Raw genomic sequence first — 16,320 nt, forward strand, 5'->3', positions numbered from 1 at the left:
CGATGATGGCAGACCTGTCGCTCGCCAAATCCACCACCGGTACTGCCGTTCGCGGTCCGTCGTTCCTGTCCATGCTGTGGCGTGACAAGCTGGCCTTCGTGTCCGCCCTCGTGCTGATACTGATCGTGCTTTTCGCCCTTTTCGGCCCCTGGCTGCTCGGCGACCTTGCCACCAAGCAGAACCTTCGCGGTCGCAATTTTCCGCCCTTCAGCTTCGAACGCGGCTGGGAGTTCTTCCTTGGCGGTGACTCCCTGGGTCGACCTATGCTGGCGCGGCTGATCGTTGCGGCACACAGCACTATCCTCATCGCCGCCGGCACGGTGTTCACTGCCCTGGTTGTCGGCGCCAGCCTGGGGCTCGTGGCAGGCTATCGGGGCAAGACCATCTCGCAGGTGATCATGCGCCTTGCAGACGTCATCATGTCTTTCCCCTCCCTGCTTATCGCCGTCGTCGTGCTCTATGTGCTTGGCCCCTCCATTCCCAACATGACCCTGGTGCTGGCCATCACGCGCATCCCAATCTACCTGCGCACCACGAGGGCCGAGGTTCTGGAAGTGCGGGAACGCATGTTCGTGCAGGCAGCAATCGTCATGGGTGCCAACCACGGCCGCATCATCCTCCGTCACATCCTGCCCGTGGTCGCGCCCACGCTTGTCACCATTGCGACGCTGGACTTCGCCTTCGTGATGCTGGCGGAATCGTCGCTGTCATTTCTCGGCATCGGCGTGCAGCCCCCCGACATCACCTGGGGCCTGATGGTTGCGCAAGGGCGGCCCTATCTGAACACCGCCTGGTGGCTGGCCTTTTGGCCGGGGTTGATGATCGTCATCACCGCACTATCGCTGAACCTGCTGTCCAACTGGATGCGCGTCGCCCTTGACCCTGCCCAGCGCTGGCGCCTGGAATCGCGGAAGACGAAAAATGACTGAGCCCCTGCTGTCCGTCAAAAATCTCTCCGTCGACTTCCATACCGCCCGCGGCACCGTACATGCTGTAAAAAATGTCAGCTGGTCGGTCTCGGCAGGCGAAACCCTGGCTATCCTGGGCGAAAGCGGCTCCGGCAAATCCGTCTCGGCCAATGCGGTGATGAACCTGCTCGATATCCCGCCGGCAGAAATCGTCAGCGGCGAGATCTTCTACGAGGGCGAGGATCTCCTCAGGATCAGCTACGAAAAGCATCGCGCCCTGAACGGCAAGAAGATCGCCATGATCTTCCAGGACCCGCTCAGCCATCTCAATCCGGTCTATACGGTGGGCTGGCAGATCATCGAGATGATGACCGCCCACGGCCGACCTGCCGACATGGCACGCGAGCGCGCGCTTGAACTGATCAAGCGTGTCGGCCTGCCCGAACCGGAAGCGGCCATGCACAAATACCCGCATCAGTTCTCCGGCGGCCAGCGGCAGCGCCTGATGATCGCCATGGCCCTGATGCTCAAGCCCGACATCCTAATCGCCGACGAGCCGACCACCGCACTCGATGTCACCATCCAGGCTGAAGTGCTGGCGCTGCTCAAGGAGCTGCAGGCCGAAACCGGCATGGCGCTGGTGCTGATCACCCATGACCTGGGCGTTGTGGCAGAAATCGCCGACCGCGTTGTCGTGATGAACAAGGGCGAAATCGTCGAAACCGGTACGGCCCGCGACGTCTACCACTCGCCCCGGCACGCTTATACCAAGAAACTGATCGCCGCAGCGCCCGGCAAGGGAGCCATCAGGCTGCTCGACAGCGCCGCGCCGCTGCTGCTCGAAGCCAAAAAACTCAACAAGACCTATGGCAAGTTCGCCGCGCTCAAGGACGTCTCGTTCACGCTGGCCCGCGGGCAGAGCCTCGCCGTTGTGGGCGAAAGCGGCTCCGGCAAGTCGACGCTGGCGCGCACCATCCTGCGCCTGGAAGATGCCGATAGCGGCGAGGCGGTCTGGAAAGGGCGCGACCTCATCAGCATGAATGCGCGGGACCTGCTTGGCTGCCGTCGGGAGATCCAGATGGTGTTCCAGGATCCCACGCAATCCCTCAATCCGCGCATGTCGGTTTACCAGCTGATTGCCGAAGGCTGGGACATTCACAAGTTGATGCCCGATCGCAGTCAGCGGCGCGCGCGTGTGCTCGAACTTCTCGAACAGGTCGGCCTGTCGCCCGAACATGCCGAGCGCTATCCGCATCAGTTTTCGGGTGGCCAGCGCCAGCGTATCGCCATCGCCCGAGCCCTGGCGCTCGAGCCTGAGCTGATCATCTGCGACGAAGCCGTATCGGCACTCGACGTCTCCATCCAGGCGCAAGTGATTGCCTTGCTCGATGGTCTGCGCCAGCGACTCGGCATCTCGTTCCTGTTCATCGCCCACGACCTGGGCGTGGTTCGTGATTTTGCCGACACGGTGATCGTCATGAAGTCGGGCGAGATCGTGGAGCGCGGACCGACGGCGCAGATTTTCGATGCGCCGCAGCACGACTATACCCAGCGTCTGCTGGCCGCCAATCTCGATCCAGATCCCGATATCCAGGCAGCCAGACGCGCCCGGTACAGCCATGGCTGAACTCGCCATAATCGCCGACGATCTGACTGGCGCGCTGGATGCTGCAGCACCCTTCGCCATCCGCGGCCTGTCCACCGTGGTCGCGCTGAGTATCGCAGCGATACCGCGGGCCTTGGCGGCCGGCACGCGTATCATCGGTATTTCCACTGGCAGCCGCGAGATGAATGCGGAGGCGGCGACGGAAGCCGTTCGGGCGGCACTCCGGGCGCTTCCCGCGGGAACGGCCGTGTTCAAGAAGGTCGACTCCCGCCTGAAGGGCAATATCGCCGCCGAACTTGACGCCATTCCGCATCAACAGAGCCTTGTCGTGCCAGCGATCCCCGAATTCGGGCGCGTCACGCGGGCCGGGCAGATCCACGGTTTTGGCGTCGCCGAGCCGATCGATATAGGCATGCGCCTCGGTCGGCATGCCGCTAAGGCCCGCATTCCGGATATCGCCAGCCAGGAGGATATCGAAGCCGCGCTTGAGCATGGCGCCGATCTCGTCATTGGCGCGCGCGGTCTTGCTGAGGCCATGGCCAGGCGCATGGCGCCCGCGGCATCGCCTGCGCAACCCCGCCTCCCCAGGTCATCTGTCTACTGCATCATCGGCTCGACCGATCCAATCACCTTGGCCCAGCTCGAGCACCTCCGCCGCACCTGCCCTGACCGCACCGACATCAGCGCGCCCAACGGCGTTGCGCCGGATGTTGGTGCCAGAACAGGCCTGGTCGTCCTGCAAGCAACGCCAGGCACCGAGCCGGCAGACGGCCTTGCCGTGGCCAAAGCCTTGGGACACGCCCTCCGTCGGCTCTCGCCTCCATCTGATGCTTTGCTGCTCGTCTCCGGCGGCGCCACGGCGCAGGTTATTCTGGAGACGCTCGGCATCGAGATCCTCGATCTCCTGGGAGAAGCCCAGCCCGGCATGCCCGTCTCCCGTGCTGGCGACTTGACTGTGGTGACGAAATCGGGCGGTTTTGGCGAACCGGACAGCCTCAGCCGTCTGCTTGCATCCTATTCCAATGCCAGGAGCCCCGTTCCATCTCATGTCGGATAGTTTGGTCGGCCGTCGCAGCCTCTCCGATACGGTGTTTGAACGCATTCTGCGCTCGATCAAATCTGGCGCCTACGCGGTCGATGAACGCTTGCCGACCGAGCATGCGCTGGCGAGCGAGTTTCAGGTTTCCCGCCCCGTCATCCGTGACGCCCTGCAGCGGCTGCGCGATCAGGGTCTCATCTACTCACGCCGCGGCGCCGGCAGCTTCGTGCGCGAACAGGGCGTGCGCGAGCCGCTCGGCTTCGGCCAGATGGAAAACCTCTCGGACCTGCAGCACTGCTATGATTTCCGCCTCACCATCGAGCCGGAGGCCGCTGCCATGGCGGCCAAGCGCCATTCGCCCGAGGCTCTGCAGAAGATCAAGACGGCGCTTAACCTGTTGCGGGACGCCACCAATCGCCAGGCGCACCGCGCCGATGCTGACTTCATGTTCCACCTAAGCATCGCCCAGGCCGCGGGAAATCCCTACTTCGTCACGGCGATGCAGGCGCTGGAAGAACACATCGCCGTCGGTATGAGACTGCATGGCCTTTCCCTGCGCAGCACCGCCGATGGGCTGACGAGAGTTCTGAACGAACATACCGAGATCCTGAACGCGATCAGCGCCTCCGATGCCAGTTCGGCACGCGACCTGATGCAACGTCACCTGACCGGCTCGCGCAACCGCCTCTTCGTCCCGGGGCCCTGATGGCAACGGACGCAAGTCCGGCCATCTGCTCTACGCGTCGATGTCAGGCCGTCTGCCCTGCCCCGTCGCCTTCTGGCTGGTTGCCTCCGCAATCCAGTCCAGCGACTGCACTGCCGGGTGGAGCAGCCGACCGCCAAGGATACGTTCCGAGCCGGTCCGGCGCTGGGCTCCGCAGACCAGGTCGAAGCGATACTGCCGCGGCGGCGCTGCCTAGTGGCTGATCATCCACGGCCGGGCGGCAGGAAAGCTCTTGGAGCCGTCCGGTCGGACCAGTGTGGAACGCCCTTTCTTGCCGGCGCTGCCACAGCAGGAACAACCTGGCCCATGGGCCGCCCCGCCCCGCTTGGGCTCATGTCGCGCCTTTTCGTTGGTGGCGAACGCGGTTCGTCGCTCCGGGTCCATGCCGGCAATGAAGGGCACGCTGAAGAAAGCCCGCGCGGCGGGCTCTCCACAATCGGGGCAGTTGCAAGGTTCCCCGGACAGCGCCATGGGACGCAGCACGGTAAAGGGTCCGCAATCGGTGCATTGATAATCGTAGACGGCCATCTGCGCCTCCTAGAGATCGGGCGCGATCGGCATGTCGATCGCGCCATCGAGATGCAGTTTGGGCCCGTCCGCGCCCGGCATGATGTCGAACTCGAAAATGTCGGTCGGCAGCCACAGCGTGGCGCAGGCATTGGGAATGTCGACCACGCCCGAAATATGCCCCTGCACCGGCGCCGTGCCCAGGATGGAATAGGCCTGGGCGCCGGAATAGCCGAATTTCTTGAGATATTCTATGGCGTTGAGGCAGGCCTGGCGATAGGCCGTCGTCACGTCGAGATATTGCTGGGTGCCGCTCTCGTCGACGGAGATGCCTTCGAAGATGAGGTAGTCGTCATATTTCGGGGCGATGGGCGACGGCCTGAAGATCGGGTTCTTGATCCCGTATTTACTCATGCCGTCCTTGATCAGCGTGACCTTGATATGCAACCAGCCGGCCATTTCAATTGCGCCGCAGAAGGTGATCTCGCCATCGCCCTGCGAGAAGTGAAGATCACCCATCGATAGCCCCGCACCATCCACGTAGACGGGGAAATACACCTTAGACCCGCGCGACAGGTCCTTGATGTCGCAATTGCCGCCATGCTCCCGGGGCGGAACCGTGCGGGCGCCGGTCGAGGCGGCGGCGTCAAACGCCTCGCCCTTGAGCGACCCCATATGGGCGGCCTTGGTATCGGGCAGCGTCGCCAGCGCCGGCACGCGATCCGGCTCGGTATCGAAGAGCTTTTTCTCGCGCGTATTCCACATGTCGAGCATCTTGTGGTCCGGCAGGCAGCCGATCAGGCCCGGATGGATCAGCCCGGCATATTTGACGCCCGGGATATGCCGGGACTGGGTGAACATGCCCTTGAAATCCCAGATCGATTTCTGCGCCGTAGGGAAATGCTTGTCGAGGAAACCGCCGCCATTGTTAACCGAAAAGAAGCCGTTGAATCCCCAGAGGGAATTCTCGAAGGCACCGATATCGAGGATATCGACCACCAGCAGGTCGCCCGGCTGCGCGCCCTTGACGCCGATCGGACCGGAGAGGAAATGCACCTGCTTGAGATCGACGTCCCGCACGTCTGCGGCGCTGTCGTCGTTCTTGATCTGCCCGCCGGTCCAGTCATAGGTTTCGATCTTGAAGTCGTCGCCCGGCTCGACCCAGCAGGCCATCGGAATATCCGGGTGCCAGCGATTGTGGATCTTCTCGTTGGTATAGGGGCTCTCGTTGAGATCGACCTTGATCAGCGTTTCGGTCATTTTCTGTCCTCTGTGGAAGATAGGAGAAGCGGCTAGACGGAAAGGAAGGACGAGATCCTGGCCTCGTCGATGCCCGCGCGCGGGCTTTCGTGGACGAACTCGCCATTCTCGATGACCAGCACGCGGTCGGCGATATCGAGGGCGAAGCTCAGTACCTGTTCGGACACGACGATGGAGAGGCCCCGCTCGTCGCGGATGCGGCGCAGCGTGCGGGCCATCTCCTTGATGATCGAGGGCTGGATCCCCTCGGTCGGCTCGTCGAGCAGCAGCACTTTCGGCCGGGACGCCAGCGCGCGGGCGATGGCCAGCTGCTGCTGCTGGCCTCCCGACAGGTTGCCGCCGCGCCGGCCCTTCATTTCCAGCAGCACCGGAAACAGCTCATAGAGATCGCTCGGCACCTGGTTCTCGCCGGTGACGGTGAGCCCGGTTTCGATATTTTCCTCGACCGTCATGGTCGAAAAGATCATGCGACCCTGCGGGACATAGGAGAGGCCAGACTTGACGCGGCTAAAGCTCTCCTGCGTCTCGATGTCCTTGCCATCGACCGCGATCGTGCCGCTGCGCGAGGGCACGATACCCATCAGCGATTTCATCAGCGTGGTCTTGCCCATGCCGTTGCGACCCATGATGGCGACGATTTCGCCGGGCGCAACGTCGAGCGAAACGCCGTGGATGACCTCGCTCTGGCCGTAGGACACGTGCAGGTTGTCGAATGCGAGCATGGTCGCCTCCTAGTGGCCGAGATAGACTTCGATGACTTTGGGATCGTGCTGCACATGATCCATCGAGCCCTCGGACAGCACCTTGCCCTGGTGCAGCACCGTGACCCGGTGGGCGATGTCCTCGACGAATTTCATGTCGTGCTCGATGACGATCACCGAATGCTGCCTGATGATGGTGTGGAGCAGTTCCGCCGTCTTGACGCGTTCGGCTACACTCATGCCGGCCACCGGTTCATCCAGCATCAGAAGCTCGGGCTTCTGGATCAGCAGCATGCCGATCTCGAGCCATTGCTTCTGTCCATGGCTGAGGATCGCCGCTTCAGTGTCGAGGTGATCCTTGAGAAAGATCATTTCTGCGATCTCCTCGACCCGGTCGATCACCTCGCGGTCACGTCGGAAGGCCAGAGCGCCCCACACATTCTTGCCGCGCGGATAGGAAATCTCGAGATTTTCGAAGACCGTCAGGTCCTCATAGATCGACGGGTTCTGGAATTTGCGCCCGACGCCGGTATGGACGATCTGGTGTTCCTTGAGCCGGGTGAGTTCCTTGCCCCGGAAACGGATCGAGCCGGATGTAGCTTTGGTGCGGCCGCAGATAAGGTCGAGCACCGTGGTCTTGCCCGCGCCATTGGGTCCGATGATGACGCGGATCTCGTTTTCGTCGACGTAGAAGGACAGGTCGTTGACCGCCTTGAAGCCATCGAAGGAAACCGTCAGCCCCTCGACTGCCAGCAGGAATTCCTTGGGTGCGGTTTCGATATCGAATGTCATGGCGCTCTCCTATTCCGCAGCAGCTTCGGTGGGCGTGACGACGGGAAGCGGACGCCGGCGGCTGACGAGGCGCGACACCAAAGGCTCGGCATAGCTCTTCCAGATCCCGGCCAGGCCATTGGGAAAGGCCATGACCACGGCGATGAACAGCCCGCCCATGGCGAACAGCCAGAGCTCGGGAAAGCTCTCGGAAAACGTCGTCTTGGCGTAGTTCACCAGCAGCGCGCCATAGACCGCCCCGTAGATCGAGAGCCTGCCGCCAACGGCGCAGAAAATCACCATCTCGATCGAGGGCACGATGCCGACGAAGGATGGGGACATGAACCCGACCTGGAGGGCAAACATGGCGCCGCCAATAGCCGAGAAGGCGGCGGCCAGGCAGAAGACGAAAATCTTGAAATTGGCCACGTCATAGCCGGAGAACCGCACGCGATCCTCCTTGTCGCGCATGGCGATCAGGATACGTCCCAGCTTGGAGCGCTTGACGAGGATGGCGATCAGAATGACGCCGAGCAGCAGGCCTGCATTGACGAAATAGAGGATGAGCTTGGCACTGTCGGTGCGGATATCCCAGCCCAGGAGCGTCCGCAGATCGGTCATGCCGTTGATGCCGCCGGTATAGCCCTGCTGCCCGACAATCAGGATGGTCAGGATGGCGGCGACCGCCTGCGTGATAATGGCGAAATACACCCCGCCGACGCGCCTTTTGAACATGGCCGCGCCAATGATGTAGGCGAAGACCGTCGGCACCAGCAAGATGGCGATCAGCGCCAGCGGGAAGGAGTTGAACGGCACCCACCACCAGGGCAGCTCGGTGACCTGGTTCCAGTCCATGAAGTCGGGAATTCCCGGCGTCGACTGGATGGCGGTATTCTCGGGCGAGGACGCCTCAAGCTTGAGGAACATGGCCATGCAATAGCCACCCAGCCCGAAGAAAATGCCCTGGCCCAGGCTGAGAATGCCGCCATAGCCCCAGCACAGCACCAGCCCGACCGCCACGAAGGCATAGGTGAGGTACTTGCCCACCAGGTTGAGGCGGAAGATGTCCAGCGCCAGCGGGAAGACGGCGAGGATCAGGACAGCCAGCACCGCAAAGGCAATGGCGTCTTGCCGGGGGAAGCGGGTGATCGATGCTGCAGGCATTGGTGCGTTCCTTTCAGCGACGGATCTTGAGGGTGAACAGGCCCTGCGGGCGCAGCATGAGAATACCGACCACGGTGAGCAGGGTAAGGACCTTGGCCATGGAGCCGGAGAGGAAGAATTCCATCGTCGACTGGGCCTGGCTGATGGCAAAGGCCGAGGCGATGGTGCCGATCAGGCTCCCCGCGCCGCCGAACACCACGACCAGGAAAGTATCAACGATATAGAGCTGGCCTGCCGTCGGCCCGGTCGAGCCGATCATGGTGAAGGCCGAACCGGCAATTCCCGCAATGCCGCAGCCAAGTCCGAAGGTCATCCGGTCGACGCGTTTGGTGTCGATGCCGACCGCGCCGGCCATGACGCGGTTCTGCGTCACCGCGCGCACCTGCTTGCCCCAGCGCGACTTGTACATGAGCAAAGCGACCGCAATGGCGATGAGCGTGGTCAGGGCCATGACGAACAGCCCGTTGATCGGGACTTCGATGATGTCGGTCAGCGGCAGTGAACCCATCATCCAGTCGGGCAGGCTGACGCCGACTTCACGCGCCCCGAACACCGAACGATAGGTCTGCTGCAGGATAAGGCTCAGCCCCCAGGTGGCCAGCAGGGTATCGAGCGGCCGACGGTAGAGGTGCCGGATCATCGCCCATTCGACAAAGACGCCAAGCGTGAAGCTGGCGCAGAAGGCCAGCGCCATGGCGATGAAGAAGTAGATGGGAAACAGCGCCGGCGCGAGACTGGTGACGAAAAGGCTGACGCCCCAGGTCACATAGGCCCCCAGGATCATGAACTCGCCATGGGCCATGTTGATGACGCCCATCTGCCCGAAGATGATGGCAAGGCCGAGCGCCATCAGCACGAAAACGGAAAACAGGATCAGCCCGGCAAAGCCCTGCATCGCCAGGATCGAAAAGAACTGATCGTAGGTGTAATCGCCGATCATCGGAGCCTCGCAGCGGGTGGAGGAAAGGAGGCGGCTTCACTATGGAAGCCGCCAGTTCGGGGTCTGGAGAGATCGGGACTTATTGGTAGCCTTCCGGGAACGGATCCGGCTCCATCAGCTCGGCGGTTTCGTAGACCACGTCATACTGGCCATCGAGACGAGCATGGCCGATGCGCAGCTTGCTCCACAGGTGGTGGTTCTCGTGGATCTTGACGTAGCCCTCGGGGGCCGTGGTCAATTCAATCTCGGGCGAGGCTTCGCGCACCTTGTCGATATCGAAGCTGCCGGCCTTTTCCACCGCGGCCTTCCACAGCCAGGGGCCGAGATAGGCGGCCTGGGTCACATCGCCGATGACGATGCCGTCGCCCCAGCGTTCCTTGAAGGCAGCGACGAAGGCGGCATTGTTGTCGTTTTCCAGCGACTGGAAATACTTCATGGCCGCATAGGCACCCACGATGTTCTCGCCGCCGATGCCCAGGATCTCGTCTTCCGTCACCGAAATGGTGAGCAGGAGCGGTGCTTCCTTGGTGAGGTCGATGCCGGCGGCCTTGAGCTGCTTGTAGAAGGCCACGTTGGAGCCGCCGACCACGATCGCGTAGATCACGTCCGGCTTGGTCAGCTTGATCTTGTTGATGACCGAATTGAACTGGGTGTGCTCGAGCGGGTAATATTCCTCGCCGACGACCTTGAGGCCCTTCATCTCGATATGCTTGCGCGCAATCTTGTTGGAGGTGCGCGGCCAGATATAGTCGGAGCCGAGCAGGTAGAAGCTCTTGGCGCCCTTGGTGTCGACCACCCAGTCGATGCCGGCGAGGATCTGCTGGGTCGCCTCCTGGCCCGTATAGATGACGTTGGGGCTTTCCTCGAGGCCTTCATAGAAGGTCGGGTAGTAGAGCATGCCGTTATACTGCTCGAACACCGGCAGCACCGCCTTGCGCGAAGCCGACGTCCAGCAGCCCATAACCGAAGCCACATGATCCTGCACCAGGAGCTTCTTGGCCTTTTCGGCAAAGGTCGGCCAGTCTGAAGCGCCATCTTCCTGGATATACTTGATCTGGCGCCCGAGCACGCCGCCCATGGCATTGATCTGCTCGATGGCAAGGATTTCCGCCTGCACCGAACCGGTTTCAGAAATCGCCATCGTGCCGGTGACCGAATGGAGGATGCCGACGGTCACGTCGGTGTCAGTGACGGCTAGGCCGGTGGTGTTCACCGCGGCGGTCGACATGTCCTGGGCGAACACCCGGCTGCTGCCGAGCATGCCAAGAGCGGGAATTGTTGCCATCGCTGCCAGCAGCTTGCGGCGGTTGAGAGTGAAGGGGCCTTCGGCCGGGATATCGTCAGTCATGGATTTGCCCTGTCCTTGCTTTGCCTCGGCTGCAGCGAACCGCTTGCAACTGGTTAATGATTGGGCATTTTTGCAGCTTGCCTCTCAACGGGGCATTTGACGTATTCAGGTCGGGGATTTTCCTGCATAGATTGGGGTAGGTAACGATACTGACGGCGATGCCTGACGCACTGGGAGTGTCAATGACCGCACAATCGAAGGTGACCCGGGTCCGCCGCACCTACAACAAATGGGTCGCCAACCAGACTCTCGAAGACTTTGCCCTCCGCTTCACCGCGCAGAAAGTGCGCCGCTGGTCCCCTGCCCGCATTGCCAATACCGCCATCGGCGCCGCATCATTTCTGGCACTCGAAGCCATCGGCGGCGCCCTGACCCTCAGCTATGGCTTCTCCGTCACCGCATGGGCCGTGCTGTCCACCAGCATCATCATCTTCTGCATGGGCATTCCGATCGTCTACAACGCCGCAAAATATGGCGTCGACATCGACCTGTTGAGCCGCGGCGCCGGCTTTGGTTATCTGGGCTCGACCATCACCTCACTGGTCTATGCCAGCTTCACCTTCATCTTTTTCGCCATCGAGGCCGCCATCATGGCGACGGCGCTCGAACTCTGCTTCGGCCTGCCGATGTCGATCGGCTACCTCGTGAGCGCTCTTGTGGTCATTCCGCTGGTCACTTACGGCATAACCCTCATCAATCGCTTCCAGACGTGGACACAGCCATTCTGGATCGTGCTGCAGCTCGTGCCCTTCGTCTTCATAGGCGCGCAAAGCCTGCCCGCAGTTCGGGACTGGTCGGGCTATACCGGCCTGATGGGACCGGTGGATGGCAGCTCGATCTCGCCCTGTTTGGCGCCGCTTCAGCGGTGATGTTCTCGCTCGTTGCCCAGATCGGCGAACAGGTGGATTACTTGCGCTTCCTGCCGCGGGCCGCGCACAAGAACAGGCTGGCCTGGTGGGCAGCATTGATCGGCGCCGGGCCGGGCTGGATCATCATCGGCGGGCTCAAGGTCATGGCCGGATCCTTCCTGGCCTACTACGCCTTCCGCCACGGCGTCCCCTTTGCCAGCGCGTCCGAACCCACGCAGATGTACCTGGTGGTGTTTGGCCAGATGCTGGCGAGCCCTGAACTCGCGCTGGCCGTGACCGGCATCTTTGTCATTGTTTGCCAGCTCAAGATCAACGTCACCAACACCTATGCCGGCTCGATCGCCTGGTCGAACTTCTTCTCGCGGCTGACCCACAGCCATCCTGGGCGCGTCGTCTGGGTGGTTTTCAACGTGCTGATCGGCCTGATCCTGATGGAGTTCGGCATCTACAAGGCCCTCGAGCAGATCCTCGGGCTCTATTCCATCCTTGCCATTGCCTGGCTGGCCGCCATCGTCGCCGACCTCACCATCTGCAAGCCGTTCGGCCTTTCGCCGCGCCATATCGAGTTCAAGCGGGCCCACCTCTATGACATCAACCCGGTCGGCTTCGGCTCGATGCTGATCGCCGCGTCGCTGTCGCTCCTGTCCTATCTCGGGCTCTTCGGCCCCATTGCCGAGGCCCTCTATTCCTATGTTGCGCTGGTCACCGCCTTCGTCTGCGTGCCGCTGATCGCCATCGCCACAAGGGGCCGCTACTATATCGCGCGGACGTCGACGCTGCTCCAGGATGGCGCGGAAACCATCCGCTGCTCGGTCTGTGAACACAGTTTCGAGCCCGAGGACATGGCGGGCTGCCCGGTCTATGGCGGGCCGATCTGTTCGCTCTGCTGCTCGCTCGATGCGCGCTGCGGGGATCGTTGCAAGGACAATGCACGCGTGTCCCAGCAGCTGTCCGGCTTCGCCCGGCGGGTCTTCCCCCGCGTCGTCGCGGATGCGCTCGACACCAGGCTTGGCCATTATCTGGGCCTGATGCTGGTGGTCGGCGGGCTGATGGCCGCCATCCTGTTTGTCTTCAACTACCAGGCGACGCTGGATGGCCACCTGAATAGAGAAGCGCTGGGCGCCATGCTGGGCAAGCTCTTCGTCGTATTCCTGATCATCGCCGGGATCGTCGTCTGGCTCTTCGTCCTCAATCAGGAAAGCCGCGTCTTTGCCGAAGACGAGGCGCACCGCCACACCACGCTCCTGCTCGAGGAGATCGAGGCGCATGGGGAAACCGACCGCAAGCTGCAACTGGCCAAGGAAGCCGCGGAATCAGCCAATCTCGCCAAGTCGCGCTATGTGACGGGGCTCAGCCACGAACTGCGCTCGCCGCTCAATTCCATCCTAGGCTATGCCCAGTTGCTGGAGCGTCAGCGCGACGAAAACCCGGTGGTTGGCCGCGCCGCCCGCACCATCCTGCGGTCTGGCGAACACCTGTCCGGGCTGATCGAAGGGTTGCTCGACATTTCCAAGATCGAAGCGGGAAAGCTGCATCTCTATCGGGACAAGACCGCTCTGCCGGCCAATGTGGCGCAGATGGTGGAAATGTTCTCGCTGCAGGCGCGCGAGAAGGGCATCGCCTTCGAGTTTGACCAGGCGAGCCCCGTTCCCGAATACGTCTTCACCGACGAAAAGCGCCTGCGCCAAATTCTCATCAACCTCATCTCCAACGCCATCAAGTTCACCGAGGCCGGCACGGTCACCCTGCGGCTGACCTATCGCAGCCAGATCGCGACCTTCGAAATCATCGACACCGGCACCGGCATCGCCCCCGACGATCTGGAGCGCATCTTCCTGCCCTTCCAGCGCGGCGCGCGTCCGCCCGGCGTCGAGCCGCAACCGGGGACGGGCCTGGGCTTGACCATCACCAAGCTGCTGGTCGAGATCATGGGGGGCGAGCTGACCGTGCAGAGCACCCCGGGTGAAGGCACGCGCTTCACCGTGCGTTTGCTGCTCTCCTCGACCTGGCTGCCCGACCAGCCCAAGCACGAGACCTCGCGCATCACCGGCTATTACGGCCGACGGCAGATGATCCTGGTCGCCGATGACGATCCGGCCCAGCGTGAACTGCTGTCGGATCTGCTGGGCGGGCTCGGCTTCGATGTCGTGGCTGTGGCAGACGGCATGGAATGCCTGCGCTCGGTGCGCGTACAGCGGCCCGACCTGCTGATCCTCGACATCGCCATGCCGCGGCGCAATGGCTGGCAGGTCGCGCGCAAGGTGCGGGGCGACATCACCGACCGGCTCCCCATCATCATGATCTCGGCCGATGCCGGCACCGAGCGGCTGCGCTCCGACTACCAGGCGCTGCACGACGCGTTTCTGATCAAGCCGTTCAACATCGACGACCTCGTCCAGCAGATCGGCTCGGTGCTTGGCCTGCAGTGGATCGAGGACGAAGACGAGCGCCCCACCCGCGTTGCGAAGGAGATATCGTCGCCATGATCGCAGCCGCAGCGCCGAATGTGCTTATCGTGGATGATCAGCGCGATACCCTGGACATGCTGACCGATGCCCTGGGGGCGGAGGGCATGTCGACCACGCCCGCTGCCGATGGGCGGGCGGCCCTCTCCATCATCTCGCAACATCAGCCCGACATCGTCCTGCTCGACGCAATGATGCCGGACATGGATGGCTTCGAGGTGTGCCAGGTGCTCAAGACCGAGATGGGCCTGTCGGACCTGCCGGTCATGTTCATGACGGGCCGGAACGACAGCGAGCACGTGGTCCGGGCCCTGGCCTGCGGCGGGGTCGATTTCATCGCCAAGCCCATCGTGCTGAGCGAACTCTTCGCCCGCATGCGCGTGCACCTGACCAATGCCCGCAAGACCCGCTCGGCCCGCGAAGCCCTCGATTCCATCGGCAGGCGCATCGTTGCGGTCAACGCGGCGGGTAACGTTCTCTGGGCCACGCCACAGGCCCAGGACCTGCTGGTGCGCATCGGGCTGCGAGCCGAGGAGGGTTCGGCCCTGCCCTGGGAGGTCAAGGTCTGGCTGGGAGGCGCGCAGGACTCTCCCCCCTACATCTACAAGCGCTTCGAGCGCGAGGTGGAGCTGCGCACCATGGAACGGCGCGCTGATGGCGTGACCCTGATCCGCCTGATCGATCGCGAAGCGGGCACGCAGGAAGAGCGGCTGGCCCAGGCCTTCAACATCAGCCTGCGGGAAGCCGAAGTGCTGCTCTGGCTGACGCATGGCAAATCCAACAAGGAAATCGCCGAGATCCTCCAGCTTTCCCCCCGCACCGTGAACAAGCATCTTGAACAGATCTTCGAAAAACTCGGCATAGAAAACCGGACGGCCGCGGCAACCATGTCGGTGCGGGCACTTTGGGAATGACCCAACGCGGGTTGCGCCTCACGGCAAGAGTCCACGGATGAACCAGATCAACCCTCGCTGGACTCGCGCACGCACACCTGCGGTTCGATCCTGGAGATCACAGGAGACCCCACTTCTCCCGCAATGGCCGCGATGACGGTTGCTGCCGTTCTGGTCCCAATTTCCTCCGAAAAGGGATCGACGGTCGTCAGGGAGGGCACGCAGATCGCGGAGATTTCGTAATTGCCGAAGCCGGCAATGGCCATCTGACCTGGCACATCGATACCGGCTCGCTGACACTCCGTAAGGGCGCCGAAGGCCACGAGGTCGGATACGCAAATAATGGCCTCGGTATCGGGCGCCTGCTGCAGCAAAATCCGCATCGCCATCGCGCCTTCGCGCATCGAAAGCGGCGGCATGCCAGCGCCAATGAGCCTATCCGCTTCGAGCCCATGTCGCTTCATGGCGGCAATGAAGCCTTCGCGACGATCGGTGCCGCGCGAATCCCGGTCGGTATCACCGCCGATAAAGGCAATGCGCGTTCGCCCCGTGGCGGCAAGATGGTCCACCAGCATGCGGGCGGCATCCGCATTCGAAAAACCCACGACGTGATCGATCGGGTCTTCCGGCAGGTCCCAGGTTTCCACCACCGGAATACCCGCACCCTGCAGCAAGCGCCGGCAACGCGGCGTATGTTGCCCACCGGTAACCACGATGGCCTCCGGCCGGCGACGCAGCAACTGCTCGACCAGCACTTCCTCTTGCTCGATATCGTAGTCGGTATAGCCCAGCAGCGGCTGCAGACCGTGCTCGCGCAGCCCTTCGGACAGGCCGCGAACGGTGGCCGCAAAATTGGCGTTGTTGATCGAGGGGATCGTCACCGCGACAAAGCCTGTGCGCTGGTTGCGCAGGTTCGCGGCAGTGGAGTCGAACACATAGCCCAACTGGTCCACGGCCTGTCGAATGGCCTCGCGCGTCTGTGCATTGACGGACGTACCGTCACGCAGGGCGCGGCTCACCGTCATGGGCGACACGCCAACCTTGCGCGCAATGTCCTGCATGGTTGGCGGTTTGCGTGGCGGCATCAAGCGATCCCTGGCTGTGACAGCGCGGCCAAATGATCAG

General features: G+C 62.6%; 15 protein-coding genes. 7 read left to right on the forward strand and 8 right to left on the reverse strand.

Annotated elements, in window-relative coordinates; translation table 11 throughout:
* Positions 1–5: 5 nt before the first annotated feature.
* Genes ACLI1C_RS10660 through ACLI1C_RS10675 form a run of 4 tightly spaced genes read left to right on the forward strand, consistent with a single transcriptional unit; the run spans position 6 to position 4,259 of the window.
* Positions 6–929, forward strand: a complete 924-nt coding sequence (locus tag ACLI1C_RS10660; protein ID WP_411396831.1) for an ABC transporter permease — start codon at positions 6–8, stop codon at positions 927–929.
* Positions 922–2,535, forward strand: a complete 1,614-nt coding sequence (locus ACLI1C_RS10665; protein ID WP_411396832.1) for an ABC transporter ATP-binding protein — start codon at positions 922–924, stop codon at positions 2,533–2,535. Before ACLI1C_RS10660 ends, ACLI1C_RS10665 begins: the two co-directional genes overlap by 8 nt.
* Positions 2,528–3,571 carry a four-carbon acid sugar kinase family protein gene (locus ACLI1C_RS10670; protein WP_411396833.1) on the forward strand — a complete coding sequence of 348 codons (1,044 nt, stop codon included), beginning with the start codon at positions 2,528–2,530 and terminating at the stop codon, positions 3,569–3,571. The genes ACLI1C_RS10665 and ACLI1C_RS10670 overlap by 8 nt, the downstream gene beginning before the upstream one ends.
* Positions 3,561–4,259 carry a FadR/GntR family transcriptional regulator gene (locus tag ACLI1C_RS10675; protein ID WP_411396834.1) on the forward strand — a complete coding sequence of 233 codons (699 nt, stop codon included), beginning with the start codon at positions 3,561–3,563 and terminating at the stop codon, positions 4,257–4,259. Before ACLI1C_RS10670 ends, ACLI1C_RS10675 begins: the two co-directional genes overlap by 11 nt.
* A 210-nt stretch (positions 4,260–4,469) precedes the next feature.
* Here ACLI1C_RS10675 and ACLI1C_RS10680 read toward each other — a convergent pair whose 3' ends face one another.
* The 7 genes from ACLI1C_RS10680 to urtA form a co-directional block, all read right to left on the reverse strand.
* Positions 4,470–4,805, reverse strand: a complete 336-nt coding sequence (locus ACLI1C_RS10680; RefSeq protein ID WP_411396835.1) for an FmdB family zinc ribbon protein — start codon at positions 4,803–4,805, stop codon at positions 4,470–4,472.
* Between the two features lie 9 nt (positions 4,806–4,814).
* A complete protein-coding gene (gene fmdA, locus ACLI1C_RS10685) occupies positions 4,815–6,044 on the reverse strand; it encodes a formamidase (protein ID WP_411396836.1) in 1,230 nt (409 codons plus the stop codon).
* A 32-nt stretch (positions 6,045–6,076) separates the two neighbouring features.
* Positions 6,077–6,766 carry an urea ABC transporter ATP-binding subunit UrtE gene (gene urtE / locus ACLI1C_RS10690; RefSeq protein ID WP_411396837.1) on the reverse strand — a complete coding sequence of 230 codons (690 nt, stop codon included), beginning with the start codon at positions 6,764–6,766 and terminating at the stop codon, positions 6,077–6,079.
* A gap of 9 nt (positions 6,767–6,775) precedes the next feature.
* Positions 6,776–7,537, reverse strand: a complete 762-nt coding sequence (gene urtD, locus ACLI1C_RS10695; protein ID WP_411396838.1) for an urea ABC transporter ATP-binding protein UrtD — start codon at positions 7,535–7,537, stop codon at positions 6,776–6,778.
* A gap of 9 nt (positions 7,538–7,546) precedes the next feature.
* Positions 7,547–8,680, reverse strand: coding sequence for an urea ABC transporter permease subunit UrtC (gene urtC / locus ACLI1C_RS10700; protein ID WP_411396839.1), 1,134 nt, complete (start codon positions 8,678–8,680; stop codon positions 7,547–7,549).
* Positions 8,681–8,693: 13 nt separating this feature from the next.
* Positions 8,694–9,620, reverse strand: coding sequence for an urea ABC transporter permease subunit UrtB (gene urtB / locus ACLI1C_RS10705; protein ID WP_411396840.1), 927 nt, complete (start codon positions 9,618–9,620; stop codon positions 8,694–8,696).
* A gap of 79 nt (positions 9,621–9,699) precedes the next feature.
* Entirely contained in the window at positions 9,700–10,968 is a 1,269-nt protein-coding gene (urtA, locus tag ACLI1C_RS10710) for an urea ABC transporter substrate-binding protein (protein ID WP_411396841.1), read from the reverse strand.
* A 182-nt stretch (positions 10,969–11,150) separates the two neighbouring features.
* Here urtA and ACLI1C_RS10715 point away from each other — a divergent pair, with 182 nt between their 5' ends.
* The 3 genes from ACLI1C_RS10715 to ACLI1C_RS10725 are packed head-to-tail and all read left to right on the forward strand — an operon-like array spanning position 11,151 to position 15,216.
* Positions 11,151–11,837 carry a purine-cytosine permease family protein gene (locus ACLI1C_RS10715; RefSeq protein ID WP_411396842.1) on the forward strand — a complete coding sequence of 229 codons (687 nt, stop codon included), beginning with the start codon at positions 11,151–11,153 and terminating at the stop codon, positions 11,835–11,837.
* Entirely contained in the window at positions 11,837–14,323 is a 2,487-nt protein-coding gene (locus ACLI1C_RS10720) for an ATP-binding protein (RefSeq protein WP_411396843.1), read from the forward strand. Before ACLI1C_RS10715 ends, ACLI1C_RS10720 begins: the two co-directional genes overlap by 1 nt.
* Entirely contained in the window at positions 14,320–15,216 is an 897-nt protein-coding gene (locus tag ACLI1C_RS10725; RefSeq protein ID WP_411396844.1) for a response regulator, read from the forward strand. Before ACLI1C_RS10720 ends, ACLI1C_RS10725 begins: the two co-directional genes overlap by 4 nt.
* 47 nt (positions 15,217–15,263) lie before the next feature.
* Here the strand turns inward: ACLI1C_RS10725 and ACLI1C_RS10730 are convergent, their stop codons facing one another.
* Positions 15,264–16,280 carry a LacI family DNA-binding transcriptional regulator gene (locus tag ACLI1C_RS10730; RefSeq protein ID WP_411396845.1) on the reverse strand — a complete coding sequence of 339 codons (1,017 nt, stop codon included), beginning with the start codon at positions 16,278–16,280 and terminating at the stop codon, positions 15,264–15,266.
* Positions 16,281–16,320: the final 40 nt, after the last annotated feature.

The sequence above is a fragment of the Devosia sp. XGJD_8 genome (assembly GCF_046614475.1).
Classification (GTDB): Bacteria; Pseudomonadota; Alphaproteobacteria; order Rhizobiales; family Devosiaceae; genus Devosia.

What these genes read in the sequence shown, in the direction of transcription:
- ACLI1C_RS10660 (WP_411396831.1), top strand. Translation starts at nt 6, where the DNA reads ATGGCAGACCTGTCGCTCGCCAAATCCACCACCGGTACTGCCGTTCGC.
- ACLI1C_RS10665 (WP_411396832.1), top strand. Translation starts at nt 922, where the DNA reads ATGACTGAGCCCCTGCTGTCCGTCAAAAATCTCTCCGTCGACTTCCAT.
- ACLI1C_RS10670 (WP_411396833.1), top strand. Translation starts at nt 2,528, where the DNA reads ATGGCTGAACTCGCCATAATCGCCGACGATCTGACTGGCGCGCTGGAT.
- ACLI1C_RS10675 (WP_411396834.1), top strand. Translation starts at nt 3,561, where the DNA reads ATGTCGGATAGTTTGGTCGGCCGTCGCAGCCTCTCCGATACGGTGTTT.
- ACLI1C_RS10680 (WP_411396835.1), bottom strand. Translation starts at nt 4,805, where the DNA reads ATGGCCGTCTACGATTATCAATGCACCGATTGCGGACCCTTTACCGTG.
- fmdA (WP_411396836.1), bottom strand. Translation starts at nt 6,044, where the DNA reads ATGACCGAAACGCTGATCAAGGTCGATCTCAACGAGAGCCCCTATACC.
- urtE (WP_411396837.1), bottom strand. Translation starts at nt 6,766, where the DNA reads ATGCTCGCATTCGACAACCTGCACGTGTCCTACGGCCAGAGCGAGGTC.
- urtD (WP_411396838.1), bottom strand. Translation starts at nt 7,537, where the DNA reads ATGACATTCGATATCGAAACCGCACCCAAGGAATTCCTGCTGGCAGTC.
- urtC (WP_411396839.1), bottom strand. Translation starts at nt 8,680, where the DNA reads ATGCCTGCAGCATCGATCACCCGCTTCCCCCGGCAAGACGCCATTGCC.
- urtB (WP_411396840.1), bottom strand. Translation starts at nt 9,620, where the DNA reads ATGATCGGCGATTACACCTACGATCAGTTCTTTTCGATCCTGGCGATG.
- urtA (WP_411396841.1), bottom strand. Translation starts at nt 10,968, where the DNA reads ATGACTGACGATATCCCGGCCGAAGGCCCCTTCACTCTCAACCGCCGC.
- ACLI1C_RS10715 (WP_411396842.1), top strand. Translation starts at nt 11,151, where the DNA reads ATGACCGCACAATCGAAGGTGACCCGGGTCCGCCGCACCTACAACAAA.
- ACLI1C_RS10720 (WP_411396843.1), top strand. Translation starts at nt 11,837, where the DNA reads ATGTTCTCGCTCGTTGCCCAGATCGGCGAACAGGTGGATTACTTGCGC.
- ACLI1C_RS10725 (WP_411396844.1), top strand. Translation starts at nt 14,320, where the DNA reads ATGATCGCAGCCGCAGCGCCGAATGTGCTTATCGTGGATGATCAGCGC.
- ACLI1C_RS10730 (WP_411396845.1), bottom strand. Translation starts at nt 16,280, where the DNA reads ATGCCGCCACGCAAACCGCCAACCATGCAGGACATTGCGCGCAAGGTT.